Source organism: Methylomagnum ishizawai (genome assembly GCF_900155475.1).
Lineage (GTDB): Bacteria > Pseudomonadota > Gammaproteobacteria > Methylococcales > Methylococcaceae > Methylomagnum > Methylomagnum ishizawai_A.
This window is the reverse complement of record NZ_FXAM01000001.1, coordinates 2128204-2154687: the sequence shown is the minus strand read 5'-3', so window position 1 is coordinate 2154687 and position 26484 is coordinate 2128204. Positions and strand designations below refer to the sequence as shown.

The window sequence follows — 26484 nt, the reverse complement described above, 5'->3', positions numbered from 1 at the left end:
GCGATGGAATTGGCTAACCAACACGGATCGCGGGCGGCGATGCTGGCCCTCTGCGCCGCGCTGCTGCTCGCGGGCGGCGCGGCTGGGGCCGCGCCCAAATCCCCATCCCAGGACGCGGGACTCAAGGAAGTGCTGCGTAAGGCCCAAGGCGTGCTGCATCAACTCAGTGCGGAAAAAGCCGCGCTCGAAGCCGAGAAAGCCAGCCTCCTCGGCGAAAAAGCCGCGCTGGAAACCCAGGTGAAAACCCTGGAGCAAGCCGTCCGCAAGCTGGAACCCCTGCCCGCCCAACTCGAACAGTGCAAGAAAACCGGGACCGAAGCCCTGCAAAGCGCCAAGGCCGATTTCGATAGCAGGATCGAGCAGGCCAAGGGCCGCGAACAAACCCTTATGGGCAGGCAACGCGATATCGTCGCCCAGGCCAAGGATATCCAGGCCGACAACCAGCTTTTGGTCGAGGCGGTGAAGGAACGCGAGCAATGGATCGCCCAATGCGGCGAGCGCAACCGCTCGCTCTTGAGCGCCAACCAGGAATTGGTGGAGAAGTACAAGGAAAAAGGCTTCTGGGACCAAGTGACCGACCTCGAACCCCTGACCGGGCTGGGTAAGGTCCAGACCGAGAACGCCGCCGAGGACTACCGCTACAAGCTCCACCAGCTCAAGGCCACGCCGTTCCAACCGGCGGTCGCGCCCCAGGAAAACCCGCCCGCGCCAGCGGCGGTGGAAGAAGAAGGCACGGGGGAACAGCCATGAAGCCGTACCGCATCCGGGCCATGGGCCTGTGCCTGGGCTTGAGCTTGGTGCATCCCCCGGCCTGGGCCGAGCCGACCGCCACCGCCGAACCGGCCCCCACCACAGCCGCGCCCACTTTCGACGTGTACGACTACCACGTCGAAGGCAACACCGTGCTGGACGTGGAAGCGGTGGAGCGGGCGGTCTACCCTTTCCTGGGTCCGGGCAAGACCATCGACGACGTGGAAAAAGCCCGCGCCGCCCTGGAAGCCAGCTACCGCGACAAAGGCTATCCCACCGTCGTGGTGGATATCCCGGAACAGGACGTGAACCAGAACACCGTGCGCCTGAAAGTGGTGGAAGGCAGCGTGGAAATCCTCAGGGTCACGGGAGCCCGCTATTACTCGCTGGGCAAGATACGCGAAGGCGTCCCGGCCCTGGCCGAGGGCCAAGTGCCCTACATGCCCGCCGTCCAGGAACAAATCGGCAAACTGGCCCAGGAATCCGCCGACCGCAGCGTGACGCCGGTATTCCGGGCCGGTTCGACCCCCGGCCAGATGGAGGTGGAACTCAAGGTCAAGGACGAACTGCCGGTGCATGGCAGCGTGGAACTCAATGGCCGCAACACCGAACACACCACCCGCACCCGCCTGATCGGCTCAATCCGCTACGACAACCTGTGGCAGCGGTTCCACAGCGCCTCGCTGCAATACCAGGTTTCCCCGGAGAACAGCGACGAGGTGGAAGTCTGGTCCGGCACCTACGTCCTCCCCACCGGCTGGGCCGATACCCGCTTGGCGCTGTACGGCATCGGCATCAGTTCCAACACCCAGCTCGGAGCCAGCGTGGGCGGCACGGCGGTCGTCGGCACCGGCTCGATCTACGGTGCCCGCCTGGTGAAACCCCTGCCCGCCCGCGACAGCTACACCCACAGCCTGACCTTCGGCTTCGACTACAAGGATTTCAACCAGGGCGTGACCCTGGTCGGCCAGGACACCGGCAACACGCCCATCCACTATATCCCCTTGATGCTGGGCTACGACGCCAGCTGGCGCGGCGGGGAATGGGCCACCAGCCTGAGCGCCGCCGGGCATTTCTCGATCCGGGGCATGGACAACAACGCCGAGGAATTCGAGAACAAGCGCTACAACGCCAAGCCGGATTTCTTCTATTTCACCGCCGACCTCAAACACCGCCAGGATTTGCCCTACGATCTGGTGATGCTGGCGCGGGCCTCGGGGCAGATTTCCGACCAGCCCTTGATCAGCAACGAGCAATTCGCGGTGGGCGGGATGCAGAGCGTGCGCGGCTATTACCAAACCCAGCAATTGGGCGACAGCGGGCTGAACCTGTCGGCGGAACTCTATAGCCCCAGGCTGTGGCCCGAAGGCGCGGACTATGTCCAGAACCTTAGGCTGCTGGCCTTCTACGACTGGGCCTATCTGTGGATACAGGACGCCTTGCCAGGGAATCCCAGCTATTACCAGCTGGCGGCGACCGGGGTGGGCTTACGGACCCAAATCCTCCGGCATTTCGTGGGCGAGTTGGATTGGGGCTATCCGTTCTACCGGCAGGGCACGGTGGATGTCGGGCAGCAGCGCATCGATTTCAGGGTGAGCTACGAGTTTTAGGGAAGCGCGGGGTTTCCATCCGTGGTCCCGGAATTTATCCTGTGGTTTTCCACCCCGGTACAAGCCCATGACCACAACCCAGCTCGCTATTCCACAGGATATCCTCGATTCGGCCCGTCTGTCCGTGGACGATCTCAAGTGTGAATTGGCCGTCGCGCTCTACGCCCAAAAGCGGCTCGCCATCGGCAAGGCCCGTGAACTCGCGGGCCTGTCCTTGTGGGAGTTCCGGCAACTGCTGGCCTCGCGGCGGATACCGCCCCATTACGACGTGGAGGATTTGCACGAAGATTGGGCCAGCCTGCTCGAATCCGGCGCAACACTGCCATGAGCCTGGTGGTCAGCGACACCTCGCCCTTGACCAATCTGGCCGCCATCGGCCAGTTCGGCGTGCTACGGGCGCTTTATGGCTCGCTGCATATCGCGGAAGCTGTTTGGGCGGAATTGAATTTCGCCGGGAAAATTTGGCCGGGCCGCCACGAGGTCGCGAATGCGGATTGGATTCAACGCCATACGCCGGGCAACCGCGCCTTGGTCGCGGCCCTCCGTCAAGACCTCGACCCCGGTGAGGCCGAAAGCATCGCCCTGGCTTTGGAACTCAAAGCTTCTTTGATCTTGCTGGACGAGCGGGACGGCAGGCATAAAGCCCTGGGCCTCGGTTTGAAGCCGGTGGGCGTCTTGGGAATCCTGCTCGCCGCCAAAGCCTGATCGCCGAAATCGGCCCTTGCCTGGATGCGCTACGCCATAAGGCCGGTTTTTATATCGGCGATGCGCTACACGCGGAAGCTTTGCGGCTGGCCCGCGAACAATCCAACCCAGGCCACCGCTAGCCGGGCGCTACACCTCCACCGGCTCCGCCTTCTCCGCCACCCCGATCAAACCATACCGCGCTAGCCGCGCCCGGAGGATATTGCGGCTGATATCCAGCAAGCGGGCGGTATGCACCTGGTTATGCTCGCAATAATCGTAGGCCGAGCGGATCAGGGTCTCCTGGATGGTTTCCATCAGATTGGGCGGGGCTTGCTCGAACAGGCGGAACAGCACCCGCCGCAATTCGCCGCTGTCGGCCTGGGGTTCCGCCAGCGGGGCCGGGCGCTGGAACGAGGTCGAGGAAAAATGCAGGTCCGTGGGTTTCAGCGCGGACCCGGCGCAAACCAACAGGGCATGGTGGATGACGTTCTCCAACTCGCGGATATTGCCCGGCCATTCGTATTCCTGGAGCCGCCGCGCCGCCTCCTGGGTCAAGGACACCCCGCTCCGCCCCAACCGCTCCGCATAGACCCGCAGGAAATGCAGGACCAAGGGCAGGATATCGCCCGGTCTTTCGCGCAGGGGCGGCAGGTCCAGCGGCGCGACATTGAGCCGGTAGAACAAATCTTCGCGGAAGGTACCGGCCCGGACCGCCTGTTCCAGGTTGACATGGGTGGCGGCGATCAAGCGCACGTCGATGGGCGTGGGCTGGCGCGAACCGACCCGCACGATCTCGCGCTCCTGCAACACCCGCAGCAGCTTGACTTGCACGCCCAGCGGCAAATCGCCGATCTCGTCCAGGAACAAGGTGCCGCCGTGGGCGGTCTCGAACCAGCCTGATTTGGCCTGCACCGCCCCGGTGAAGGCGCCCTTCTCGTGGCCGAACAACTCGCTTTCAATCAAGGTTTCCGGTAGGGCCGCGCAATTCACCGCCACGAACGGCCCACCGGCGCGGCGGCTCAGGGCGTGGACCTGGCGGGCCACCAGTTCCTTGCCGGTGCCGGTTTCGCCAATCACCAGGACGCTGGCCTCGCTGGGCGCGATGCGTTCGAGCCGGGCGAACAGCGCTTGCGAGCGCGGGTCTTCAAACACCAAGGCGGTAGCGCGGATGGATAGGCTCAAAGCCCTGGGTTCCGGGAAGGTCAGCACCGGCGGGGTGCGGTCATGCTCCGTAGAACCGCGGAACTCGTGGAACAAGGCTTCGGTGATGGGGGTGGAAAAGGCGTCTGTGGCTAGCATGTCCATGGTTTTGAGCGAGGGATTCCCAAAAAACAATCAACCGGCGGACAGGAAACCGACCGGGCCGGGCTTGCAGATGGCGACTATAGCAACAGCGATCCACATCAAAAATAATAAAAACGTCTTCTTTAATTCTCAAAGGTTATAAAAAATCAAGAGACCGTAGCCAGCCCCGATCCGGCAGAGTCGCTTTAATAACAAAAAAGAATTAAAGAATCATCTTTGATTCTTTCGCAGCATATAAAACTTCGATTAAAGTTTCCCCCGAAGCCGTCGGCGGTGCCCAGGATTCCCGAATCCCACCGCGCCGCCCTCCCTAGTGCTCTGTCACCCGTCGAATGTGGGGTAGAGCTTGCGGAGCTTGATGCGGGCGTCGGCGGTGGTGAATTGCCAATTGGCCTTGACCTGGGTTTGGTTGCGGCGCTCTGTCCAGGCGGCGACGTGGCGGACCAGGTCGTCCCGTTGGCCGACGCGCTCGGGCAGGTCGCGGGCCAGGGCGCTCAGTTCGATCTCGGCCATGTCCAGCCAACTGCCGTGCTTGGGCGTGTGGTGGATCTCCAAGCGCTCGGCGATCCGCCGGGCTTCCTCCGGCGGGAAGGCCTCGTACAGGCTGGCCGCCGAGTGCGTGTTCAACTGGTCCATGACCACCACGACCTTGTCCGCGTCCCGGTAGCGTCCATCGACCAGGTCCCGGACGATTCCGGCGAAGTCCTTGCGGGTCCGGCCCTCGGTGACCCGGGCCTCGCGCCATCCCGCCAGGGGCTCGAAGGCCATGAACAGGCTGCCCACCCCGTTGCGGACGTACTCGCTGTCGTAGCGCTCCGGCTGGCCGGGCCCCATCGGCAGGGGTTCGCGCACCTCGCCCACCAACTGGACGAAGGACTCGTCCAAGCAGACCACCGGCAGCCTGGGGTCGTAGGGCCGCCGGTAGACCTCCAGCACGTCCTCCATGTCGGCTACGAACTCGGCCGAGGCCTTGGGCGGGATGACCCACATCTTGCGGAGGTGGGGCTTGAGCTCGTTTTTTTGAGCGTGCGCCGCACGGTTTCGTAGGACACGGTTTCGGCGTAGTCCAGTTCGACCATCCGGTCCGCCAGCAACCGCAGCGTCCAGCGCGGCTTGCCCCCGGGCGGCTCGGAACAGGCCAGCGCGATCAGCCGCGCCTCCTGCTCCCCGTCCAGCAGGCGGGCGTACACCCGGTCGGTCGGTTTGGGCACCAAGGCGGCTTCAATGCCCTGCTCCACGAAACGTTGCCGTACCCGCTCCACCGTGCGGACGTCCACGTTCAACGCCTCCGCTATCCCGGCGTCGGTGCGGCCCGGACCGCCCTCGGCCTCGTCGGCCTGCAACAGGATGCGGGCATGGGCCAGCTTCCGCGCCGCGCCTTTGCCACTCCCGATCAACCCCTTCAAATCGCCCCGCTCCTCGGCGGTGAGCGTCACCCGGTATCGCTTCGCCATCTCACACCTCCGGTCCCTCGGTTTGGCAATGCCCGCCAAACCTTCAAGCCTTAGACCCGGCAACCTAGGCGTGATGCTGCACTAGTGCCGACCGGACCACCGGAAGCCAGCGTCTCCCGCCATGGAACGCTGGTTTTTTTTGGCCGCAACCGCACGCCCAGGCACCACGTCAACGGAGATCGCCATGCCGCACTGGTACGAAGACAACTCGCACGCCATCGGCCATACGCCCTTGGTCAGACTCAACCGCGTCACCGACGGGGCGCGGGCGACCGTGCTCGCCAAGATCGAAGGCCGCAATCCCGCCTATTCGGTGAAATGCCGGATCGGGGCCGCCATGGTCTGGGACGCCGAGCGGCGCGGCCTGTTGGGTCCGGGCAAGGCCCTGGTGGAACCGACCAGCGGCAATACCGGCATCGCCCTGGCCTTCGTGGCGGCGGCGCGGGGCATCCCCCTGACCCTGACCATGCCCGAAACCATGAGCCTGGAACGCCGCAAGCTCCTGATCGCCTACGGGGCCAAGCTGGTCCTGACCGAAGGGTCCAAAGGCATGGCCGGGGCCATCGCCAAGGCCGAGGAAATCGCCGCTTCCGACCCGGAGCGCTACGTATTACTGCAACAGTTCAAGAACCCGGCCAACCCGGCCATCCACGAAGCCACCACCGGCCCGGAAATCTGGGACGACACCGGGGGGGCCATCGATATTTTGGTGTCCGGGGTCGGCACCGGCGGCACCATCACCGGGGTGTCGCGCTACATCAAACACGCCAAGGGCAAGCCGATCCTGTCGGTGGCGGTGGAACCCGCCGCCAGCCCGGTCCTCAGCCAAAAGCGGGCCGGCGAGCCTTTGCAGCCCGCCCCCCACAAAATCCAGGGCATCGGCGCGGGCTTCGTGCCGGAGGTGTTGGATTTGGCGCTGGTGGACGCCGTGGAGCGGGTAAGCAACGAAGAAGCTATCGAGTTCGCCCGCCGCCTGACCCGCGAGGAAGGCATCCTCTCGGGGATTTCCTGCGGGGCCGCCGCCGCCGTGGCGGTGCGGCTGGCCCAGCGGCCCGAACACGCGGGCAAGACCATCGTCGTGGTGCTGCCGGATTCCGGCGAGCGTTATCTGAGTTCGGTGTTATTCGAGGGGGTGTTCGATGCTCACGGATTCGCGGCTTGATCCCTTGCACCAGCGGACCGCCCCCGTGTCCGAGTCCCCGTCCCAATTCGATATCGAGACCATCGTCGCCGAGTTGCGGGCCTTGCGCGAGCTTTCCCTGGAAAGCCGCCGGCGCGAGCGCCGCCCGCCCCAATTGCCCTCGCGCAAGGTCTTGGTGGAGATCGTGGACGGCCTCGCCACCGCCCTGTTCCCCAACCGGCTGGGTCATGGCGACCTGTCCTTGGAAGGGGTGGATTATTTCGTGGGCCACACCCTGGACGCCCATCTCCGGGCCTTGCTGGGCCAGGTGCGGCGGGAATTGCGCTTCGCCGCCGAACAAGCGGGCACCGTGGACGCCGACGGCGATGCCCGCGCCCTGGACATCGTCCGCCGCTTCGCCGCCCGTTTGCCCCCGGTCCGCGCCCTGCTGGAAAGCGACCTGGAAGCGGCCTACCAAGGCGACCCCGCCGCCCGCAGCGTGGACGAGGTCTTGGTGTGCTATCCCGGCATCGCCGCCGTCACCTGCCACCGGCTCGCCCATGAACTGCACCGGCTGGGCGTGCCCTTGGTCGCCCGCATGATCGCCGAAATCGCCCATTCCGCCACCGGCATCGATATCCATCCGGGAGCCACCATCGGCGGCAGTTTCTTCATCGACCACGGCACCGGGGTGGTAATCGGCGAGACCGCCCTCATCGGCCAGCGGGTGCGCTTGTACCAAGCCGTCACCCTCGGGGCCAAGCGCTTCCCGGTGGACGAGAACGGCGTCCTGCTCAAGGGCAACGCCCGCCATCCCATCGTGGAAGACGACGTGGTGATCTACGCCGGGGCCACCATCCTGGGCCGCATCACCCTGGGCCGGGGTTCGACCATCGGCGGCAATGTCTGGCTAACCCGCAACGTGCCGCCCAACAGCAATATCACCCAGGCCCAGGCCCGCAACGAAGTCTTCGACGGCGGGGCCGGGATTTAATCCCCCAGCTTTCTCGTTCCCACGCGCCGCGTGGGAATGCGTCCGGGGCGCACCGCGCCCCACCCGGCCCCAGGGCCACTCCCGGTGCCCGCGCCCCACGCGGACAACCGCCACAAAAACCAGAGCGAACCACTATGGCAGAAAACCAAGACATCCAACGGGCGCTAGGCGATGCCGCCGCCCGCCAACTCGCCAACGCCACCAAGACCGTTCCCCAGCTCACCACGATCACGCCGCGCTGGCTGGTCCACTTGCTGCCCTGGATCGGGGTCGAGGCCGGTATCTACCGCCTCAACAAGGTCAAGGACGCTTCCCGCGTGCTGACCGCCTGCTCCCAGCGCGACGAGCGCGACCTGCCGGAAACCTTCGTCGATTACGACGAGAACCCCAGGGAATATTTCCTCAGCGCCGTGACCACGGTGGTGGACGTGCATACCCGCGTGTCCGACCTCTACGGCAGCCCGCACGACCAGATCAAGGAACAACTGCGCCTCACCATCGAAACCATCAAGGAGCGCCAGGAAAACGAGTTGCTCACCAACCCGGAATACGGCCTGCTCAACAACGTCCACCCCGACCAGAAAATCTCCACCCTGTCCGGCCCGCCCACCCCGGATGACCTGGACGAACTCATCACCAAGGTGTGGAAGGAACCGGCCTTCTTCCTGGCCCACCCCAAGGCCATCGCCGCCTTTGGCCGCGAATGCACCCGCCGCGGCGTGCCGCCACCCACCGCCAACCTGTTCGGCTCGCCGTTCCTGACCTGGCGCGGCTTGCCACTGGTGCCCTGCGACAAGGTGCCGGTCGAGGACGGCAAGACCAAAATCCTCCTGCTCAGGACCGGCGAGAGCCGCCAGGGCGTGGTGGGCCTGTATCAACCGGGCTTGCCGGGCGAGCAGGGTTTGGGGCTATCGGTGAAATTCATGGGCATCAGCCGCAAGGCCATCGCCTCCTATCTGGTGTCTTTGTACTGCTCGCTGGCCGTCCTGACCGAGGACGCCCTGGCCGTGCTCGAAAACGTCGATGTGGGCAAGTACCATGATTACCAGCCTGAATACCGCTAATCCGCCCGGTGCGGCGGCGCCGTCCGGCTTGCCCGATCCGGCGGTGTTGGCCCGGCTCGCCAACGAGTTCTTCGCCGCCCTGCCGGGAGCCTCCGGCGGGTCGGCCCTGAACGTGGCACCGGCGGCCACGTCCGCCGCGCCGCTGGGGGATTTGCCCGACGAAGCCGACTTCCGCAAGCTGCCCGCCGTCCTGGCGGGCGGCTCCGGCCAGCAACCGGCGGCGCTCGCCACCGCGCCCAGCGGCGACGAGGGCGCAGCGCCGCTGTATTTCCTGCGTGCAACCCAACCGCCGCCGCCGCGCTCCGCGCCCTTGGTGGCACTCAAAACCCGCGACGGGGAATTCGAGTTCCCGGAACTGGCGGATATTCCCTCGCCGGGCGAACGGTCGGGCGTGCCCGGCTCCCAACCCGCAGGAACCGGCTGGACGCCACCCCAGGGTTCGCCCATGACCGGCGGGGGCGAGCTATCGGCCCTCTCTTTCTACTTCCTCGACGAACTCCACTCGACCTCGGGAGCCTCCCAGCCCGAACCGGCCCGTCCTGGGTCCGGCCCCGGCCCCAGCCAGACCTCCGCCCATCCGGGCTTCGATGTACTGGCCGTGCGCCGGGATTTTCCCATCCTCCAGGAACGCGTGCATGGACGCCCCCTCATCTGGCTGGACAACGCCGCCACCACCCAAAAGCCCCAGGCGGTGATCGACCGGCTCGCGTATTTCTATGCCCACGAAAACTCCAACATCCACCGGGCGGCCCACGAGTTGGCGGCGCGCGCCACCGACGCCTACGAGGCGGCCAGGGACAAGGTCGCCCGGTTCCTCAACGCCGCCAGCAGCGACGAGATCGTGTTCGTGCGCGGCACCACCGAAGGCATCAACCTGATCGCCCAAAGCTGGGGCCGCCGCCATCTCGGCAAGGACGACGAGATCGTCATCAGCTGGCTGGAACACCACGCCAATATCGTGCCCTGGCAGCGGCTATGCGCCGAAACCGGGGCCAGGCTGCGGGTCGCGCCGGTGGACGAGCGCGGCCAAATCCGGTTGGACGAATACGAACGCCTGTTCAACGCCCGCACCAAGCTGGTGGCGTTCTCCCAGGTTTCGAACGCGCTGGGCACGGTGACGCCCGCGAAGGAAATGATCGAAATCGCCCACCGCCACGGGGCGCGGGTCTTGCTGGACGGGGCGCAGGCGGTTTCGCATATGCGGGCCGATGTGCAGGCGCTGGATTGCGATTGGTATGTGTTTTCCGGCCACAAGGTGTTCGGGCCAACCGGGATCGGGGCGGTCTATGGCAAGCTGGACCTGCTCAACGCCATGCCGCCTTGGCAGGGCGGCGGCAATATGATCCAGGACGTGACCTTCGAGCTAACGGTCTACCACGGAGCGCCCGCCCGTTTCGAGGCCGGGACCGGCAATATCGCCGACGCGGTGGGATTGGGCGCGGCCCTGGATTATGTCGCGCGGATCGGCATCGACAATATCCAGCGTTACGAGCATGAACTGCTGTGCTATGCCACCGAGGGCTTATTGGGCGTGCCCGGTTTGACCCTGATCGGCACCGCGCCGGACAAGGCCGGGGTGTTGTCCTTCGTACTGCGGGGGTTCCGCCCGGAGGCAGTGGGCGAGGCGCTGAACCGCGAAGGGATCGCGGTGCGCTCCGGCCATCATTGCGCCCAGCCCATCCTGCGCCGTTTCGGGCAGGAGGCGACGGTGCGGCCTTCGCTGGCGTTCTATAACACCCGCGAAGAGATCGACACCCTGGTGGATACCGTGCGCCGGATACAGGGGGGGAGCCATGGCCTGCGCCGCTGATTGAACCGCGCCGATAAAAGCCGATGCGCCTTGACAGGCCATCGGCTTTTTTCCTGGATCGGGGTGGGAATGCTTTGGTGGAAGGGCTACGGGAGTTCCGCCGGATGACGCTCAGGCCATGGCTTTGGCGATGGCGAAGATTTCCTCGGCGTCGAGAATTTGATTATTGGACTCGAACAACTGGGCGATGCAAGCCCGGTGCAAGGCCAGCTTCAAAGTGCCGAAACCGATAGCCCCCCACACGATCTTGCCCTCGCGCAGCGCGCCCCGGTCCATCATATCGGTGCCGCCGATGCCGATGGGCGGAGTGGCGTTGGCGTCGGCCATCAGTTCGATATGCGGGTTGTCCTGCCAGTGCCGGGCTTCCAGGAGTTCCACCCCCGCCGCGCCCGCCGCGAACACGATCTGGGCCTCCGCGATGGCCCGGCCCCGCGCATCGCCGTCGAAGGCCTCGACCGGCACCAGATCGACCCCGAACCGCGCCTTCATATCCTGGCAAGCCTGTTCGGCGCGGGCCAGGGAGCGGGAAGTGATGGCGACCTCCGCCGCGCCCTCGCGGGCCAGCATCACCGCCGCCCGTTGGCCCACGGGTCCGGTCCCGGCCAGCACCACGGCACGCTTCCCGGCGATGGCCCCGCTGCCTAGGAGCTTGGCGACGCCCGCCGCCGCCGTGGTGTTGCTGCCGTTGCTGTCCAGCATCACCGAGACCCGGAAATCGGCGAAGAACTTCTTCTTCACCGCCTTCAGCAAATCCTGTCCGGCCACCATATTGCTGCCACCGATGAAGATGGCGGTGTTTTTCTTGTCCTTGGGGGCGCGGGTGAAGATGGTGCCCTCGACCAAGGGACCGACGGTCGCGGGCGTCAAACCACCGTGGCCGATGACCTGGTCGGCCCCGCCGTCGTAGGCCACCACGGTATCGAATACGGACGGATAAGTATCGGTATCGAACTGGAACAGGAGTTTTTTCATAACCATGCCGGTAAGCTGGGGCCGGAGCGATCCGGTCGGGGAGATGGACACCCAGGGCCGGAGCCTTGGGCCGGGATGATTGTCAACGGTAGCGCAGCGGCCCGTCTCTTGCAAATCGGGTTTCCGACCGGGTCGGGTGCTTTATAATCCGGCCCTTTTTCCGCAGTACCGGCCACAGGGAGCGACCCCATGATCAAAGACCAACCCATCGAACATTTCCTGGACGCACTGGCCAGCAAGGCACCCACCCCCGGCGGCGGCAGCGCGGCGGCGATCATGGGCGCCATGGGGGCCGCCCTGGTGGGCATGGTGGGCAACCTGACCGTGGGCAAGAAGAACTACGAAGCGGTCGAGGCAGAAATGAAGGCGATGCTGGAACAGGCGGACGGCCTCCGCGCCCGCCTCACCGACCTGATCCGGGCCGATGTCGAGGCGTTCAAGCAGGTGATGGGCGCCTACGCCCTGCCCAAGGATACCGACGCACAGAAACAAGCCCGCGCCGAAGCCATCCAGGCCGCGCTCAAGACCGCCACCGACGTGCCCTTGGACTGCGCCCGCGCCTGCGCCGAAATCGTGCGGTTGAGCCGGATCGCGGCGGAAAAAGGCAACCGCAACGTGGCCAGCGACGCCGGAGCGGCGGTGGCGGCGGGCTACGCCGCCCTGCGCTGCTCGGCGCTGAACGTCCATGTCAACGTGGGTTCGATCAAAGATGGGGAATTCGTCGCCTCGCGCCTGGCCGAACTGGACCGCATCATGGCGGGGATGGAGGAAATGGACCGCGAGGTCTACGCCCTGGTGAAAGGCAAGCTCTAACACGCTGGAGCGCGAACTTGGGTTTGCGCGGGGCAATCCGGTAGGCAAGCCCAAACTCGCCCGCCAGTGAACCATCCACGGCCACCGCCATGAAGGAACTGCCCCAGCACCAAAAAGACATCCGCTGGCTGTTCGCCTGGGCCAAGGCGCAGGCTTTGCCCATGCCGGACGGCGACCGCGCCACCGCCTTCGCCGAACGCATGGCGGTGATGATGTTCGAGGCCGGCCTGTCCGAGCACGCGGCGCGGGAGGCGGCGGCGCGTTCCACCTTGACTGCTTCCACCCATCCACAGGATTCCCCGCCATGAGCGCTTTCCAGGCTCCTCCACCCATCACCGTCCACCTGCAAGGCACGGGCGCGGTGCCGGTCGGCACCGTGTTCGGCATAGGCCGCAACTACGCCGCCCACGCCCGTGAACTCGGTAACGAACCGCCACCGGAGCCGGTGGTTTTCCTCAAGGCGGCGACCTCGCTGCTGGAAGACGGCGGCGTGGTGGTCCTGCCGCCGGACAGCCGGGACGTGCAGCACGAATTGGAAATCGTGATCCTGCTGGGCCGGGGCGGACGCCACGTCCCGGTAGAATCGGCCCAAGACTGGATCGCGGGCTATGGCCTGGGTATCGACATCACCGCCCGCGATTGGCAGCGCAAGGCCCAGGCCGAGGGCAACCCCTGGGCCATCGCCAAGGGCTGTGACGGCTTCGGTCCCCTCAGCCCGTTCCTGCCCGCCGCGCAAGTGGCCGACCCGGCCCGGCTAGCCTTCGAACTCCGGGTCAACGGCCTGCTGCGCCAAGCCGGGAACACCGGGGATATGCTGTTCAGCTGCGGGGAGATCGTCGCCTATCTTTCGCGCCATTTCAGCTTGCGGGCGGGGGATTTGATCTTCACCGGCACGCCCGAGGGCGTCTCGCGCCTACAGCCGGGGGATACGCTGGAAGCCCGTTTATTGGGCCACGGGCTGGCATTGCAGGCACGGGTCGCGGCGGCGGCATGAAGTGTTGCCACCGTCCCTCCGCATCCGCGCAGGCAAACAGTGGCCCACCCCCTCAATTCACCCGGTATTTCCCCATCCCGAACCCGGCGGCCCCCCGCCCCCGCGCCTTCACCGGAAAACCGGCCACCGGCCTGTACGGCCTGGAATACCCCGGTATCTCCGGCGGTAAATCCCCGACCCCGACCACTTCACCGGCCCGGAAGATGGCCAACCGCTCGCACACATTCCGCAATTCCCGGACATTGCCCGGCCAGGCGTATTCCGCCATGGCGATCATGGCATCCACGTTGAACACCGCCTCCCGCCGCTGGTAACGGGCCGCGAACAGCCGCATGAAATGGCCCGCCAGCAAGGGCACATCGTCCGGGCGTTGCCGAAGCGGCGGGATGCGCAAGGGCAGCACGTTCAGCCGGTAGTAGAGGTCGGCGCGGAACAAGCCACAGGCGACCTGGGCCTCCAGGTCGGCGTTGGTCGCGGCGATGAGGCGCACATCGACCTTGCGGGTGGTGGTTTCCCCCAAGGGCTGGATTTCGCCGCTTTCGAGGAAGCGCAGCAGTTTGGCCTGCAAGGCGGGCGGCAGGGAATCGGCCTCGTCCAGGAACAGCGTCCCCCCATGGGCCGCCCGCAGCCGCCCGGTGCCATCGGCATCGGCCCCGGTGAACGCGCCCCGGCGGTGGCCGAACAATTCGGATTCCGCCAGCCCCTCCGCTACCGCCGCGCAATTCAGCGTGGCGTAGGGTTTAGCGGCGCGGGCGCTATGATGGTGCAGGGCTTGGGCCAATAACTCCTTACCAGTACCGGTTTCCCCGGCGATCAGCACGGTCACGTTGGCGGCGGCGGCGGTCTGGGCATCCCGCAGCAAGGCTTGGAAGGCGGGGTTGCGGCCGAGCAGCAATTCGAACATAAAATCACCCACTGTTTGCGGTTGCGATGGAAGGCAGACCCGCCGGAAAAGCCTCGACGGGGGCCGACGCCTTCGGCATAACCTGGTATCCCCAGGTTATATCCCTTGATGGAACGGTTGGTTTGCGCGACCCAGAAACCCGCCCGCACCGGGATTCCTTACTTTAAAATCCCCGGTACTGCGGAAAATTGCCTGGGTTATCGCCGGACTGGCGGCTGGGTGATGAGTATTAATATTTCGCTTCAAAAATACCAATTCAATAATGATAATTCAGGTATTCACATCATGAATCTCAGGGGTATCGATCTGAATTTGTTCACCGTCTTCGAGGCGGTCTACGAGGAACGCAACCAAGCCCGCGCCGCCGCCCGGCTGGGCATGACCCAGCCTGCGGTCAGCAACGCCGTCAACCGTCTGCGCTATGTGCTGAAAGACCCGCTGCTGGTCGGAGGTTCCAGGGGCGTGAACCCCACGCCCGCGGCCGACGCCCTGTACAAACAGGTGCGCGGCGCTTTGGACTTGATCCGGGAGGGGGTGGAGCATGGCCGGGAGTTCGATCCCGCATCGACCGAACGGGCGTTCAAGGTGGCGACACCCTATGGGGGCGGGGTGTTGTTGGCGGTGGGATTGCACAATTGGATACGGCGGGAAGCGCCCAGGGCGACACTATCGATCCGCCCGCTCGAACAGTCCGAGGAAATCCCCCGCCTGCTGCGGGAAGGCATCCTGGACCTGGCCATCGATTATGTGCGCTATCCCGACCCGGCCCTGGTGCATGGACTGCTGGAAATGGAAAGATTGGTCGTCATCGCCCGGCGGGACCATCCCCGGATGCGTGGCCCATTGACCTTGGAAATGCTGGAAGCCGAAGAGCAGGTCGCCTGCTACGACCCGCATCCGCCCCAGGACCGGCCCAATGCGCTCGAAGACGCGATGGCGGCGTTCCCGGCGCGGGTGGCCATCGAAGTCTGGTCGGCCTTGGGCTTGCCTGCGGTGGTGGGACAAACCGACCTGGTGGCGCTACTCCCCGAGCGCTTCGCGGCGCTGTGCGCGGAGCGGTTCGGTTTGGAGATTTTCCCGTTACCCTATCCCGCCCCGGAGGTGGCCGTGTTCCTGATCTGGCACCAAGCGCGGGAAAAGGACGCCGCCCATCACTGGCTGAGGGAGGGTGTCAAGCGGGCCATGCGGACGCTGGAACCGCCGCATGATCCGGCGGTCGCGGCGCTTTACGCGCCATAGGCCTGGATCGCCGGAGCCAAGGCCCGCAGCGTCAACACCCGCCCCGCCGCCCCCAGCTTGATCGCCTCCTTGGGCATGCCGAACACCACGCAGGAGTCCTCGTCCTGGGCGATGGTGTCGGCCCCGGCCTCGTGCATCTCCTTGAGTCCCCTGGCGCCGTCGTCGCCCATGCCGGTCATGATGATCCCCAAAGCGTTCTTGCCGGCGTACTTGGCGACCGAACGGAACAGCACGTCCACCGAAGGCCGGTGGCGGTTGACCAAGGGGCCGTCCAGCACTTCGACCATATATTGGGCACCGCTGAGCTTGACCCGCATATGCTTCCCGCCCGGCGCGATCAAGGCCAGCCCCGGCAACACCCGGTCGCCGTCCTTGGCCTCTCGCACCTCGATGGCGCACAGGCCGTCGAGGCGCTGGGCGAACATGGCGGTGAAGCGCTCGGGCATGTGCTGGACGATCACCAACCCCGGCGACACCCTGGGCAGGGCGGTCAACAAGACTTCCAGCGCCTGGGTGCCGCCGGTCGAGGTGCCGATGGCGACGATGCGGTCGGTGGTCCTGGCCAGGGCGCGGGAATCGGGGGTGGATTTGGGCGCGGGCGGCGGGACGTGGGGCACCGCCGCCGGGTTCGCGGCGGCGGACGGCCTGGGCGTGGGCCCGAGCCGGCGCAGATTGGCCTGGGCGGCGCTCTTCACCGCGTCGATGAACTCGATGGAGGACTCCTCCAGGAATTTCTTGAGCCCCAGCTTGGGCTTGGTCAGGATACCGACCGCGCCGGCCGACAGGGCTTGCAAGGTGGTTTCCGCGCCGCGCTCGGTCAGGGTCGAGCAGATCACCACCGGGGTGGGCCGCTCTTCCATGATCTTCTTGAGGAAGGTGATGCCGTCCATGCGCGGCATTTCGATATCGAGGAGGATGACATCCGGCCATTGGCGCTTCATGCGCTCCATGGCCAGGATGGGATCGGACACCGCCGCCATCACCTGGATCGAGGGGTCGCGGGCCACCAGGGCGGAGACGATCTGGCGCACCACGGCGGAATCGTCGACGATCAAGACATTGATGGGTTTCATGATAAATCCTTTACGGACGGCATGGGTCCGCCCAATTCGGTTGCACATCCCGCACACGGCCCGGAACCAGGCGCGGGGGTTCGTCAGCCCGGCCCCTGGCCGTCCGTCCGCACGAATTTCAACCAGACATGGCCGCTCCACACATCGAAGATCAGGTTGCGATGGCCGTGTCCGCCCACATGCTTGGCCGCCACGGGCAGCCCATAAGCCCCGAGCAAGCGGAAAGCCCGCTCGATGTTGCGCAGCCCCACTTCGCCCCGCCCGGAGGCGCTCGAACCGGGGAACATATTGCCGCCGCCGAACACCTTGACCTCGTACTTGCCGGGATCGGTATGGTGGGCCACCGCCTCGCGGATCAGCCAAAGCAGCGCCTCGTCGCCATAGCGCCCGTCCAAGTGCCCGCGCGGTGCCGGATCGGGACGGCGGGGCAGGAGGAAATGGCACATCCCGCCGAAGCGGGCTTGGGGATGCCAGAAAGTGATGGCGATGCAGGAACCCAGCAAAGTGCGGATTCGGGTATTCTCCCCACCGAAATAAAACTCCCCTGGCTGTAGAAAGATTTCTATGAGGTCACTCGGCGGATGCATGGCGGTAAATCGAGGGTCGCAGCATGGTGAGCTTGTCGGTGACGCCCATCAGGCTCTCGGAATGGCCGATAAAGAAATAGCCCCGTGGTTTGAGCGCCTTCAATAACTGCCCGACCACCTGCCGTTTGGTTTCCATGTCGAAATAAATCATCACGTTGCGTAAGAAAATCAGGTCGAACTGGCCGACATCGGGCATGGGCGCGATCAGGTTGACCTGCTCGAAACGCACCTTGGCCCGCAGTTGCTTCTCGATCAGCAACATGCCGTCGTACTCCCCGGTCCCCCGCAGGCAATAGCGCTTGAGGTATTCGGGGGGGATCCGCTCCACCCGTTCCATCGGATACAAGCCCCGGCGGGCCTTCTCCAGGACGCGGGTGCTGATATCCGAGGCCAAGATATCGAACTCCATCCCGCCCAGGCTGTCGGCCAGCAACATCGCGAGGCTATAAGGTTCCTCCCCGGAGGAACAGGCCGCGCTCCACACCCGGTAGGTGCCGCCGCGCCTGGCCGCAGGCAACACCTGGGTCTTCAGGAACTCGAAATGCTTTTCTTCGCGGAAGAAATAGGTCTCGTTGGTGGTCAACAAATCGATGGCGGTCTGGAGTTCCTTGGGGAAGGAACCGCTGGTGATCAGGGCGAAATATTCGTTGAAGTTACGGAGCCCGCAATGCTGCAAGCGCTTGAACAAGCGCCCGGACACCAGGGCCTTCTTGCTGTCGCCCATGGCGATTCCGGTCTTGCGGTAGATGAAATCGCGGATTTGGGCGAATTCCTTGTCGGTGATGCTGAGCGTTTCCATGGCGCGGCGTCCGCTTTAAAACCGCAAGAAACCCGACGGGGCGTCCATCCGCCCGCCGCCCGCAATCCGGCGCACATGGCCCACTTCCGCCGTCCGCTGGGCCAAGCCCTGTAGCCGCGAAGACTCCACAGGAGCGCTTTGCTCCACCTTGAAGAAGCCGATGATGCGCAGCAAATCCTGGGATTGGCCGTTCATCTCGTCGGCGGTGGCGGCGAGTTCCTCCGAAGCCGAAGCGTTCTGCTGGGTGACGCGGCTGAGTTCATTCATGGTGGTGTTCAATTGGCCCAAGCCCTCGGCTTGTTCGGTGGAAGCGGCGGTGATTTCCTGCACCAGGTCCGAAGTCTTCTGGATGGCCGGGACGATGGTGCCGAGCAAATTCCCCGCCCGCTCGGCCAGCCGCACACTGCTGACCGCCAATTCGCCGATTTCCTGGGCCGCGACCTGGGAGCGCTCGGCCAGTTTCCTGACCTCCGCCGCCACCACCGCGAAACCCTTGCCGTGGTCGCCGGCCCTGGCCGCCTCGATGGCGGCGTTGAGGGCCAGGAGGTTGGTTTGGTAGGCGATGTCGTCGATGATGCCGATCTTGCTGGCGATGCTCTTCATCGCCACCACGGTTTCGCGCACGGCGATGCCGCCGTCATTGGCCTCCTGGGTGGCTTTGAGGGCCATGCCGTCGGTGACCTTGGCGTTCTCGGCGTTCTGGTGGACCGAGGCGGTGATTTCCTCGACCGAGGCGCTGGTCTCCTCCACGCTGGCGGCCTGCTCGCTGGTGGCTTGGGATAGCATCTGCGCGGTCTGGCTGACCTGGGCCGAGGCATTGGCGAAACTATCGGCGGCCCCGACCACATCGGTGATGGTGCGGGCGAGTTGTTCCACGGTGGTGTTGCCGGCGTTCATCAGCTCGCCGAAAATGCCGGTGTATTCGCCCTTGGCGTGATAAGTCAGGTCGCCCTGGGCCAGAGCGGTGAGTACCCGCTGCAATTCCTCCAGGCTGTAGGCGCTGGTCTCCATCAGTTGGTTGAGCTTCTCGGCGAAATTCCTATAGAAGCCCTGTTTGCCCTCGACGCTCAACCGCTTGGTGAAATCCCCCAGCGAAGCGGCGCCGACCACCGTGCTGACTTCGTTCTCGGTGCGCACTTCCATGGTCCGGTCCAGCCATTCGACCACCGTGCCGATCCGCTTACCCGCCTTGTCGCAGACCGGATTGGCCGTGAAACGGAAGGTCAGTCCGGCCACCTTGATCTCGGTCCTGTAGGTCTCCCGGAGGCTGGCGACCAGATTGCGTTGATGGGGCTGGTTGCGGTGGTACTGATCGAAGCAGGAACCCAGCAACTTATCGGCGTCGAAATGTGGCAGATGTTTACGCAATTCGGGCTCGGCGACTTTCATCGTATCCCGCGCCGCCGGGTTTATATAGACGATGATGCCATCGTTGTCGGAGATCATCACGCTGGTGCTGCAATTATCCAGGGCATTGCGGATACGCAGCTGTTCTTGGGCCGCTTCCGCCGCCGCCCGCATCAATTCCCGTGCCTCGTTGACCCGACGGGTGATAATGGCGCGCTGGCCGGGCAGGTCCGGCATAGCCTCGGAGAAATCGCCCTCCACATATTGGCCGATGAGGGCCAGGATTTTCATCTTGAGGGAAATATGCTCGGCCACCATGATATTGACGTTCTCGGCGATAGCCTTGAACGAACCCTGGAACCGGGCGGCATCCATCCGCGAGTCGTTCTTGCCGACCTCCTGCTCGCTGGCCATCCGGTCCATGTCGCCGATGAAACTCGACACCAGCTTCCAGAGTTCGCGGACGCAATGCTGCATCCAGGCGATCTCGTCTTGGCCCTCGGGCTTGGGTGGTGCCTGGGTGAAATCGCCTTTGGTCATGGCGTCCAAGGTTTGCAAAGTCCCTTCCATGGGCTTGACGATGCTTTGGATGACACGATAGGCGAACGCCAGGGACAGCACGGCACCAGTACCCCATACCCCGGACAATAAGACGAGTTCGGTATCGCGCCCGCACGCGGCCAGGTTCACCGCGCCGATGAGACCGACCGCCACATAGAACACCCCCAATACCGAACTCGCCAGGATCAGACGCTGGGCGATGGTCAACTTATTCAGGTTCATCATTTGGGTTACCCCATTAGGAATGGTGACCGGCGCCGAATAACAGAACGAGCGCGCCGGGAATTATGTTCCCGCTCATCACGCCGTGGCGGCCAGGGCGCGGGAAACCGTCTGGCCATGCTGGCTATGTTGGTGTTGCTGGACCCGCCGCAGCAGGCCCGGTACATCGATAATCAAAGCCACCTCGCCGCTGCCCAGGATGGTGGAACCACCGATGGGGGCCAGATGGCCGAACAAGGCGCCCAGGGGCTTGATGACGGTCTGGAACTCGCCCAGCAACTCATCGACCACCAAGCCCGCCGTCAATTCGCCGAAGCGGACCACCACCACGCTTTCGCGCCGGACCCTCTGGGTTTCCACCCCTAGCACCTCGGACAACCGCAGGATGGGCAGCACCTTGCCACGCACATTCAGATAGCCCTCGCGGATGGCCTTGGCCCGGTCTTCCCCGCTGTGTTCCAGGCATTCCACCAACATATCCATGGGGATGACGTAGCGGGCCGGTCCCAGGCCCACCAGGAAGCCGTCGATGATAGCGAGGGTCAGCGGGAGGCGGATGCGGACCGTGGTGCCGCTGCCGAGTTGGCTATGCAACTGCACATGACCGCGCAAAGCTTCTACATTACGCCGGACCACGTCCATGCCGACGCCGCGCCCGGACAGGTTGGAAATACTGTCGGCGGTGGAGAATCCCGGCTCGAAGATCAGGTTGTAGACCTCGCCATCCGGCAGGTTCTGGCCCGGCCCGACCAGGCCACGCGAGACCGCCTTGGCCAGGATTTTATCGCGGTCCAGGCCGCGGCCATCGTCGGTCACTTCGATGACGATGCTGCCCGACTCGTGGTAGGCGTTGAGTTCCACCCGCGCCTTTTCCGGCTTGCCCTTGACGAGGCGCTCGGCGGCCGGTTCGATACCGTGATCGAGGGCGTTGCGGACCAGGTGCATCAGGGGATCGCCGATCTGTTCGATCACCGATTTGTCGAGTTCGGTCTCGCCGCCGCTGATATATAGCTCGACCTGCTTGCCGAGTTCCTTGCCCACGTCGCGCACCACCCGCTGGAAGCGCTGCAAGGTGCTGCCGATCTGCACCATTTGCAGACCCAGGGCGCGGTTGCGGAGTTCCTCGACCAACCGGAACAGGTTGGCGGCGGATTCGATCACCTCGACCGCCCCGGCCTGGTGGGCCAGCAATTGGGTATTGGCCCCGGCGATGACCAATTCGCCGACCAGATCGACCAGTTGGTCCAGTTTCTCGGCCTCGACCCGGATGAAACGGTTCTCGCTGGCCTTGCGCTCCTTGATCTGTTGTTGTTTGTCGAGGGCGGCCGATACCACCTTGGCCGGCACCACGGCCTCCTCGACCAGGATTTCGCCCAGCAGCCGGTGGTGTTCCGCGCCGCCCGCCGCCGCGACCCGCTCCTCGTCGACCTGGAGCTTCAAACCCCAGTCCAGTTCGACCTGGGTCAGCGCCTTGGAACCGACCAGGATTTCGCCCAGCCGCACGGTATCTTCCGGCAAGTCCTGGATGAGTTGGATGTACTCGCTGACCTTGCTATGCGGCGGCAAGATGCGGATCGCGCAATCGTCGCGCACGAATTCGAACGCGCCCTCGATCTGATCGCGCTCGGCCCCGCTCCTGAGTCCGATCTCGAAACCCAGGTAGCAGGATTCGGGGTCCATTTCCGGGGCTTCGGGCAGGGCGTCGGTGAGGGTGGCCACATCGACCAATTCGCCGAGCTGCGCCAGATAGCGCAGGAACGACAAAGGGTCCATGCCGTTGCGCAGCACGTCGCGCCCGAAGCGCAGGGAGATATGCCAATGGTCGGCGCTGGCCATGCCGCCGCCGACCGGCTCGGCGGTGGGTTCTTCCACCGGCACCGGCACGTCGGCGGAGGCCGCCCGCTCCGGGCCATCGCCATGGCCGAGATAACGGGCCAACCCGCCCAACAGCGCCCGGCCCTGTTCCACCAAATCCGCATCCAGCGCCTCCCCGGCGGTGACGGGTTCCAGCAAGGAACGGATGTGGTCGCAACTGCGCAAGAGCAGGGCCACGATGTCGCCGTCCAAGGCCAGGAGTCCGCCGCGCAGGCGGTCCAGCAGGCTTTCCACATCGTGGGTGAAATGAACGATGGGATCGAACCCGAAAATGCCCCCGGTACCCTTGATGGTATGGGCGGCGCGGAAAATGGCGTGGATCAGGTCATCGTCGCCCCCGCCGTTTTCCAGGGCCATCAGCGATTGCTCCATGGTGTCGAGCAATTCGCGGCTCTCGGCGATATAGCTTTGTATGGCTGCGTCGAAATTCATCGTGATACCTCTGCTTGAAACCCGCCCGCTCCGGGGAAGGCTGGGGAATATGCCGGACAAGCCGGGGGCGGGCGCTCCGGACGCTAATCGGCGGGCAACACCACGGGATCACCGAAATAGGATTCCATGCGGTAGAGCCCCAGGACTTCCCGCACCGGCCCGCTATGCCCGGACAAATGCAGGACGTGCCCGGCCTTGACCGCCTCGCGCTTGGCCAGCACCAGCAATTGCAGGCCGGCGGTATCGAGTTCGGCGACTTCCGAAAGATCGATGTCCAATTCGGTGTGTTCGGCCACGGCCCGCAGCAAATCGGCCTTGAGTCCGGCCGCTTCGTAGATGGTCATCCCGCTGCCGACGCCGAGCCGGGCGGTGCCGTTGTCCAAGGTCTCCACGACGATAGGCATAAGGGGTACTCCTGCTGATGGGGTTGGGATCGATCCCGCCGCGTTCACGGCAGGATCAGCTTGCTGACCGCGGACAGCATTTGCTCCGGTTTGAACGGTTTCACCACCCAGGCCTTGGCCCCGGCCATCTGCCCCTCTAGCTTCTTCGATTCCTGGGATTCGGTGGTCAGCATGATGATGGGGGTGAACTTGTAGGACGGATGTTTCTTTACCTCCTTCACGAAGGCGATACCGTCCATCACCGGCATATGCACATCGCTGATGATGAGGTGGATTTTGCGGCCATCCAGCTTGGTCAGGGCGTCCTTGCCGTCTCCCGCCTCAATGACGTCGTAGCCCGCGCCGCTCAGGGCGATATTGACCACTTGCCGCAGGGACGCCGAGTCATCGACGATGAGTATGGTCTTGGCCATGGTTTTTCCTCAGAAGAACGTAATTTCGGAATTGTCGTGGTCCGCCGAGGGTTCGGCGCCATGGTTGCGCCGCTCCTCGACGGTGGTGTAGGAGGTTTCCAGGGACGCCAGCAAATGTTCGACATCCAGGGTCTCGAAATCGGCATCCATCCGGGTCAATTGGTCGTGCAGCACGCGGACGTTGCTCTCGACATGGCCCAGGATTTGTCCCACCCGGTCCTGGAATTGCAATTCCACCAGGGCGTGGGAGATGTTGCCGCGGATGGCTTCGCTTTCCTGGCGCAGTTCCTGGGTGGAATGGGCGAGGTTCTCGGCCAGGGTGCGGAACTCGGCCAGCACCGCCTCGATGCTGGATTCGGACAGGGCGATGGATTCGGCATCGCGGCGGGCCGATTGCTCCACGCTATGGCAAGAGGATTCGATGGCCCGGCTGATGATCTCGACCTTCTCGCTGATGCGCTTGCCGGTCTCGCCGGAACGATTGGACAAGGTGCGGACCTCGCCCGCCACCACCGCGAAACCCCGGCCCGCCTCGCCCGCCCGCGCCGCCTCGATAGCCGCGTTCAGGGCCAGGAGGTTGGTCTGGTCGGCGATGCTGGCGACATCCGCCGCCATGTGCTTGAGTTCCTCGTTGAGCCGTACCAGGGAGCGCGACTCTTCCAGGAGGCCGCTCTTGTCGCTCAGGGTGCTGTTCAACTCGCGGATCATGCCCATCAGTTTCTTTTCGCTATGGGCGAGGACGGTCAGGGTATGGCTGCCTTGGTCTTCCTGCCTATGGCCATGCCCGCCTTGGGCCAGCACCGTGCTGTCGAGGCGCTTGACGATGGTGGAGAACTGGCGGCTGAGGGATATCACGGCGGCTTCCATCTGGGCACGGGCGATTTCGATCTGCTGGATCCACACCGCCGCCGCGCGGTCGCCGAGTTGTTGGAGCCGATGGCGCAGATGCTCGTCCTTGGAGCGCAGGTCCGACTTGACGCGGGAAGCGGCCTGGTCCAACCGGGCCTGGAACTCGCGCCGCGCCCGCTGGGCTTGCCATTGGCCGATCCCCCAGCCCGCCAGCAACAAGGCCAAGCCCAGCCCGATACCCAGCCAAGAACCGGGTGCCACCAGCAGCAAGCCCACCACGCCCAGCGCTGCTACGTATAGCGGGCCGCGCCTGAGCCCCTCCACGGCCGAAAACTCGCGCTCCATGGCATCCCGCTCCCCGTCGTCCGAAGCGTGTCCGACAGCCCCACCGTATCCGGGTTTTCCTGGATTTTCTACAAACATGCCACCACCTTGAAAGCAAGATCGCCTAATGAATTCAACGTTACACCGGCGATTTTTTTACAGTGTAGACGATGCCCGGCGCTTTATCGGGATGCGGACACCGCCAGGGTTCCGCCCTTGCATTCGCGGCGGGGCCGGTACACAGTACCCGGAAGTCTAGCCCGACCTCGCGGAGGCACATGCACGAACCCACATCCTCGAAAGCCCCCTCCCTACGCCGGGCGCTCGGCCCCTTCGCCGCCAGCGCCTTGCTGACCGGCACCGTCATCGGCACCGGCATCTTCCTGGTTCCTTCCACCATCGCCCGCGAAGTCGATTCCGTGGGGCTGGTGTTCCTGGTCTGGACCCTGGGCGCCGTGCTGTCCCTGGCCGGGACGCTGACCTATGCCGAACTCGGCGCGGCCCTGCCCGAAGCCGGCGGCGAATATGTCTTCCTCAGCCGCGCCTATGGGCCGGTCTGGGGGTTTTTGTTCGGCTGGCAGCAAGTGGTGATCGGCAAGACCGGCTCCATCGGCGCCATCGCCATCGCCTTGGCGATCTTCCTGGGCTATTTCCTGCCGGGGCTGGACCGGCCCTGGTTGGCATGGGAAGCCTGGAGGCTCACTGGACTGCAAGCCGTCGCCATCGGCGCCATCGCCCTGCTGACCGCCGTGAATTACGCCGGGGTCGCGCTGGGCGGGGCGGTGCAGGGTTTCCTGACCCTGCTCAAGGTCGGGGCGATCCTGGCCTTGGCCGCCTGGGTGCTAGGCAGCGGACAAGGGGATTGGAACCATTTCCAAACCGCCCCCGCCGCCGGGCCTGCCCGAAGTGTAGGCGATTTTTTAGCCCATTTCGGTGCGGCCATGGCGGCGGCGCTGTGGGCCTACGATGGTTGGAACAACCTCACCCTGGTCGGGGCCGAAATCCGCGACCCGCACCGGACCATTCCACGGGTGCTGATCCTGGGCATTTTGGGGGTGGCGGGGCTGTATATGCTGACCAACCTGGCCTGCTTCTACGCCTTGCCGCTCGCGGCGGTGCAGCAATCGCCCAGGGTGGCGCAGGACGCCGCCCGCTTGGTGCTGGGGGATTGGGGCGGGACGGCCTTGAGCTTGGCGGCGCTGGTATCGACCTTCGCCACTTTGAACGGTTCGATTTTGGTGGGGGCGCGGATTTTCTACGCCATGGCCGGGGACGGGCTGTTGTTCCGCCCGCTGGCCGAATTGCACCCGACGCGGCATACCCCGGCCAAGGCGCTCATCGTCCAGGGAATATTGGCTTCGGGGCTGGTCTTGCTGCTGGGCGGGGATAACGCGGCGTTCGAGCGGATGCTGGATTACGCGCTGTTCGGCACCTGGGGGTTCTACGGCATCACGGTGCTGGCGGTGATCGCCCTGCGCCACCGCCATCCCGACCTGCCCCGGCCTTATCTCACCCTGGGCTATCCCTGGATTCCCCTGGTGTTCGCCGGGGTCGCTCTGCTGTTCTGCATCAGCATCGCGCTACGGAGGCCGGTGGAAACAGGCATAGGGCTGGCTCTGCTGGCGGCGGGATTGCCGTTTTATGCATACCGGCGGAAGCGCATATAACCCTTTCACAAAAGACTTGCATGCCTATTAAGCTTCGGTTCCGGGCATCATATAATTCAAACCGGTACCGGGCCATCAATCTTCTGTTTCATATATCCGGTCGCGACATATTTCCTTATCACCAGGAATCCCTCCCTATGAAATACCTCATTCCACTCGCCTGCGCGGCGTTACTCCAAGCCACCCTACCCACCACCGCCCAGGCCGGTTTGATT

The 26484-nt window shown here is 64.7% G+C and carries 25 protein-coding genes and 1 pseudogene; 14 read left to right on the top strand and 12 right to left on the bottom strand.

What is annotated here, in order from left to right:
- The first annotated feature begins 3 nt into the window (after positions 1-3).
- From B9N93_RS09635 to B9N93_RS26825, 5 genes are all read left to right on the top strand, one after another.
- Complete coding sequence (locus B9N93_RS09635; RefSeq protein WP_085213096.1) at positions 4-750, top strand: hypothetical protein; 747 nt, start codon at positions 4-6, stop codon at positions 748-750.
- Positions 747-2360 (top strand): ShlB/FhaC/HecB family hemolysin secretion/activation protein, encoded by a 1614-nt coding sequence (locus tag B9N93_RS09630; protein WP_085213094.1) that lies wholly within the window; start codon positions 747-749, stop codon positions 2358-2360. The genes B9N93_RS09635 and B9N93_RS09630 overlap by 4 nt, the downstream gene beginning before the upstream one ends.
- Positions 2361-2427: 67 nt before the next feature.
- Positions 2428-2688, top strand: a complete 261-nt coding sequence (locus B9N93_RS09625; protein WP_085213092.1) for a UPF0175 family protein — start codon at positions 2428-2430, stop codon at positions 2686-2688.
- On the top strand, positions 2685-3065 hold the full coding sequence (locus B9N93_RS25995) for a hypothetical protein (protein WP_085213090.1): 381 nt from the start codon (positions 2685-2687) through the stop codon (positions 3063-3065). The genes B9N93_RS09625 and B9N93_RS25995 overlap by 4 nt, the downstream gene beginning before the upstream one ends.
- Positions 3062-3187 carry a PIN domain-containing protein gene (locus B9N93_RS26825; protein WP_217807350.1) on the top strand — a complete coding sequence of 42 codons (126 nt, stop codon included), beginning with the start codon at positions 3062-3064 and terminating at the stop codon, positions 3185-3187. The genes B9N93_RS25995 and B9N93_RS26825 overlap by 4 nt, the downstream gene beginning before the upstream one ends.
- A 7-nt stretch (positions 3188-3194) precedes the next feature.
- On the opposite strand, the gene B9N93_RS09615 is transcribed toward B9N93_RS26825, so the two are convergent.
- Both B9N93_RS09615 and B9N93_RS09610 read right to left on the bottom strand, forming a co-directional pair.
- On the bottom strand, positions 3195-4346 hold the full coding sequence (locus B9N93_RS09615) for a sigma-54 interaction domain-containing protein (protein WP_085216225.1): 1152 nt from the start codon (positions 4344-4346) through the stop codon (positions 3195-3197).
- A gap of 327 nt (positions 4347-4673) precedes the next feature.
- Positions 4674-5806, bottom strand: a protein-coding gene (locus B9N93_RS09610; RefSeq protein ID WP_125468899.1) for an IS630 family transposase whose coding sequence is annotated in 2 segments (ribosomal slippage) — positions 4674-5374 and positions 5374-5806 — 1134 coding nt in all. Because the reading frame shifts where the segments join, the coding sequence is not laid out codon by codon here.
- A gap of 184 nt (positions 5807-5990) precedes the next feature.
- Here B9N93_RS09610 and cysK point away from each other — a divergent pair.
- The 4 genes from cysK (at position 5991) to B9N93_RS09590 (ending at position 10794) form a co-directional block, all read left to right on the top strand.
- A complete protein-coding gene (gene cysK / locus B9N93_RS09605) occupies positions 5991-6968 on the top strand; it encodes a cysteine synthase A (RefSeq protein ID WP_085213088.1) in 978 nt (325 codons plus the stop codon).
- A complete protein-coding gene (gene epsC / locus B9N93_RS09600) occupies positions 6946-7920 on the top strand; it encodes a serine O-acetyltransferase EpsC (RefSeq protein ID WP_085213086.1) in 975 nt (324 codons plus the stop codon). Before cysK ends, epsC begins: the two co-directional genes overlap by 23 nt.
- A gap of 134 nt (positions 7921-8054) precedes the next feature.
- The gene (locus B9N93_RS09595) at positions 8055-8984 is read left to right on the top strand and encodes a family 2A encapsulin nanocompartment shell protein (RefSeq protein WP_085213084.1); all 930 of its coding nucleotides are present in this window, start codon (positions 8055-8057) and stop codon (positions 8982-8984) included.
- The gene (locus tag B9N93_RS09590) at positions 8959-10794 is read left to right on the top strand and encodes a family 2A encapsulin nanocompartment cargo protein cysteine desulfurase (RefSeq protein ID WP_085213082.1); all 1836 of its coding nucleotides are present in this window, start codon (positions 8959-8961) and stop codon (positions 10792-10794) included. The genes B9N93_RS09595 and B9N93_RS09590 overlap by 26 nt, the downstream gene beginning before the upstream one ends.
- A 111-nt stretch (positions 10795-10905) precedes the next feature.
- Here B9N93_RS09590 and B9N93_RS09585 read toward each other — a convergent pair whose 3' ends face one another.
- A complete protein-coding gene (locus tag B9N93_RS09585; protein WP_085213080.1) occupies positions 10906-11766 on the bottom strand; it encodes an NADP-dependent methylenetetrahydromethanopterin/methylenetetrahydrofolate dehydrogenase in 861 nt (286 codons plus the stop codon).
- A 189-nt stretch (positions 11767-11955) separates the two neighbouring features.
- Between B9N93_RS09585 and fchA the strand changes: the two genes are divergently transcribed.
- The 3 genes from fchA (at position 11956) to B9N93_RS09570 (ending at position 13573) form a co-directional block, all read left to right on the top strand.
- Positions 11956-12579 carry a methenyltetrahydrofolate cyclohydrolase gene (fchA, locus tag B9N93_RS09580; protein WP_085213078.1) on the top strand — a complete coding sequence of 208 codons (624 nt, stop codon included), beginning with the start codon at positions 11956-11958 and terminating at the stop codon, positions 12577-12579.
- An 89-nt stretch (positions 12580-12668) separates the two neighbouring features.
- On the top strand, positions 12669-12887 hold the full coding sequence (locus B9N93_RS09575; RefSeq protein ID WP_085213076.1) for a hypothetical protein: 219 nt from the start codon (positions 12669-12671) through the stop codon (positions 12885-12887).
- Positions 12884-13573 carry a fumarylacetoacetate hydrolase family protein gene (locus tag B9N93_RS09570; protein WP_085213074.1) on the top strand — a complete coding sequence of 230 codons (690 nt, stop codon included), beginning with the start codon at positions 12884-12886 and terminating at the stop codon, positions 13571-13573. Before B9N93_RS09575 ends, B9N93_RS09570 begins: the two co-directional genes overlap by 4 nt.
- A 52-nt stretch (positions 13574-13625) precedes the next feature.
- Here the strand turns inward: B9N93_RS09570 and B9N93_RS09565 are convergent, their stop codons facing one another.
- Complete coding sequence (locus B9N93_RS09565) at positions 13626-14477, bottom strand: sigma-54 interaction domain-containing protein (RefSeq protein ID WP_085213072.1); 852 nt, start codon at positions 14475-14477, stop codon at positions 13626-13628.
- A gap of 285 nt (positions 14478-14762) precedes the next feature.
- Between B9N93_RS09565 and B9N93_RS09560 the strand changes: the two genes are divergently transcribed.
- The gene (locus B9N93_RS09560; protein ID WP_176225208.1) at positions 14763-15716 is read left to right on the top strand and encodes a LysR substrate-binding domain-containing protein; all 954 of its coding nucleotides are present in this window, start codon (positions 14763-14765) and stop codon (positions 15714-15716) included.
- On the opposite strand, the gene B9N93_RS09555 is transcribed toward B9N93_RS09560, so the two are convergent.
- The 8 genes and pseudogenes from B9N93_RS09555 to B9N93_RS26985 form a co-directional block, all read right to left on the bottom strand.
- Positions 15704-16789 (bottom strand): protein-glutamate methylesterase/protein-glutamine glutaminase, encoded by a 1086-nt coding sequence (locus tag B9N93_RS09555; protein ID WP_085213068.1) that lies wholly within the window; start codon positions 16787-16789, stop codon positions 15704-15706. The genes B9N93_RS09560 and B9N93_RS09555 overlap by 13 nt on opposite strands.
- Before the next feature lie 83 nt (positions 16790-16872).
- Positions 16873-17376 carry a chemotaxis protein CheD gene (locus tag B9N93_RS09550; protein ID WP_085213066.1) on the bottom strand — a complete coding sequence of 168 codons (504 nt, stop codon included), beginning with the start codon at positions 17374-17376 and terminating at the stop codon, positions 16873-16875.
- Entirely contained in the window at positions 17360-18175 is an 816-nt protein-coding gene (locus tag B9N93_RS09545) for a CheR family methyltransferase (RefSeq protein ID WP_085213064.1), read from the bottom strand. Before B9N93_RS09545 ends, B9N93_RS09550 begins: the two co-directional genes overlap by 17 nt.
- A gap of 15 nt (positions 18176-18190) precedes the next feature.
- The gene (locus B9N93_RS09540) at positions 18191-20308 is read right to left on the bottom strand and encodes a methyl-accepting chemotaxis protein (protein WP_085213063.1); all 2118 of its coding nucleotides are present in this window, start codon (positions 20306-20308) and stop codon (positions 18191-18193) included.
- A 75-nt stretch (positions 20309-20383) separates the two neighbouring features.
- Complete coding sequence (locus B9N93_RS09535; protein WP_085213061.1) at positions 20384-22612, bottom strand: chemotaxis protein CheA; 2229 nt, start codon at positions 22610-22612, stop codon at positions 20384-20386.
- 83 nt (positions 22613-22695) lie between these two features.
- On the bottom strand, positions 22696-23016 hold the full coding sequence (locus tag B9N93_RS09530) for an STAS domain-containing protein (protein WP_085213059.1): 321 nt from the start codon (positions 23014-23016) through the stop codon (positions 22696-22698).
- A gap of 44 nt (positions 23017-23060) precedes the next feature.
- The gene (locus B9N93_RS09525; protein ID WP_085213057.1) at positions 23061-23429 is read right to left on the bottom strand and encodes a response regulator; all 369 of its coding nucleotides are present in this window, start codon (positions 23427-23429) and stop codon (positions 23061-23063) included.
- 9 nt (positions 23430-23438) lie between these two features.
- Positions 23439-24026: pseudogene (locus tag B9N93_RS26985) on the bottom strand (methyl-accepting chemotaxis protein); the annotation flags it as partial.
- Between the two features lie 854 nt (positions 24027-24880).
- On the opposite strand from B9N93_RS26985, the gene B9N93_RS09515 reads away from it, so the two are divergent.
- Positions 24881-26269, top strand: a complete 1389-nt coding sequence (locus tag B9N93_RS09515) for an APC family permease (protein WP_085213054.1) — start codon at positions 24881-24883, stop codon at positions 26267-26269.
- Positions 26270-26484: the final 215 nt, after the last annotated feature.

Bases quoted from the DNA above. Each gene is read 5' to 3' on its own strand.
- B9N93_RS09625 (WP_085213092.1), top strand. From the start codon at position 2,428: ATGACCACAACCCAGCTCGCTATTCCACAGGATATCCTCGATTCGGCC.
- B9N93_RS09530 (WP_085213059.1), bottom strand. From the start codon at position 23,016: ATGCCTATCGTCGTGGAGACCTTGGACAACGGCACCGCCCGGCTCGGC.
- B9N93_RS09565 (WP_085213072.1), bottom strand. From the start codon at position 14,477: ATGTTCGAATTGCTGCTCGGCCGCAACCCCGCCTTCCAAGCCTTGCTG.
- B9N93_RS09560 (WP_176225208.1), top strand. From the start codon at position 14,763: ATGAATCTCAGGGGTATCGATCTGAATTTGTTCACCGTCTTCGAGGCG.
- B9N93_RS09615 (WP_085216225.1), bottom strand. From the start codon at position 4,346: ATGCTAGCCACAGACGCCTTTTCCACCCCCATCACCGAAGCCTTGTTC.
- B9N93_RS09630 (WP_085213094.1), top strand. From the start codon at position 747: ATGAAGCCGTACCGCATCCGGGCCATGGGCCTGTGCCTGGGCTTGAGC.
- B9N93_RS09555 (WP_085213068.1), bottom strand. From the start codon at position 16,789: ATGAAACCCATCAATGTCTTGATCGTCGACGATTCCGCCGTGGTGCGC.
- B9N93_RS25995 (WP_085213090.1), top strand. From the start codon at position 2,685: ATGAGCCTGGTGGTCAGCGACACCTCGCCCTTGACCAATCTGGCCGCC.
- B9N93_RS09540 (WP_085213063.1), bottom strand. From the start codon at position 20,308: ATGATGAACCTGAATAAGTTGACCATCGCCCAGCGTCTGATCCTGGCG.
- B9N93_RS09515 (WP_085213054.1), top strand. From the start codon at position 24,881: ATGCACGAACCCACATCCTCGAAAGCCCCCTCCCTACGCCGGGCGCTC.
- B9N93_RS09595 (WP_085213084.1), top strand. From the start codon at position 8,055: ATGGCAGAAAACCAAGACATCCAACGGGCGCTAGGCGATGCCGCCGCC.
- B9N93_RS09585 (WP_085213080.1), bottom strand. From the start codon at position 11,766: ATGAAAAAACTCCTGTTCCAGTTCGATACCGATACTTATCCGTCCGTA.
- B9N93_RS09575 (WP_085213076.1), top strand. From the start codon at position 12,669: ATGAAGGAACTGCCCCAGCACCAAAAAGACATCCGCTGGCTGTTCGCC.
- cysK (WP_085213088.1), top strand. From the start codon at position 5,991: ATGCCGCACTGGTACGAAGACAACTCGCACGCCATCGGCCATACGCCC.
- B9N93_RS09550 (WP_085213066.1), bottom strand. From the start codon at position 17,376: ATGCATCCGCCGAGTGACCTCATAGAAATCTTTCTACAGCCAGGGGAG.
- fchA (WP_085213078.1), top strand. From the start codon at position 11,956: ATGATCAAAGACCAACCCATCGAACATTTCCTGGACGCACTGGCCAGC.
- B9N93_RS09535 (WP_085213061.1), bottom strand. From the start codon at position 22,612: ATGAATTTCGACGCAGCCATACAAAGCTATATCGCCGAGAGCCGCGAA.
- B9N93_RS09525 (WP_085213057.1), bottom strand. From the start codon at position 23,429: ATGGCCAAGACCATACTCATCGTCGATGACTCGGCGTCCCTGCGGCAA.
- B9N93_RS09545 (WP_085213064.1), bottom strand. From the start codon at position 18,175: ATGGAAACGCTCAGCATCACCGACAAGGAATTCGCCCAAATCCGCGAT.
- B9N93_RS09570 (WP_085213074.1), top strand. From the start codon at position 12,884: ATGAGCGCTTTCCAGGCTCCTCCACCCATCACCGTCCACCTGCAAGGC.
- B9N93_RS09635 (WP_085213096.1), top strand. From the start codon at position 4: ATGGAATTGGCTAACCAACACGGATCGCGGGCGGCGATGCTGGCCCTC.
- B9N93_RS09590 (WP_085213082.1), top strand. From the start codon at position 8,959: ATGATTACCAGCCTGAATACCGCTAATCCGCCCGGTGCGGCGGCGCCG.
- epsC (WP_085213086.1), top strand. From the start codon at position 6,946: ATGCTCACGGATTCGCGGCTTGATCCCTTGCACCAGCGGACCGCCCCC.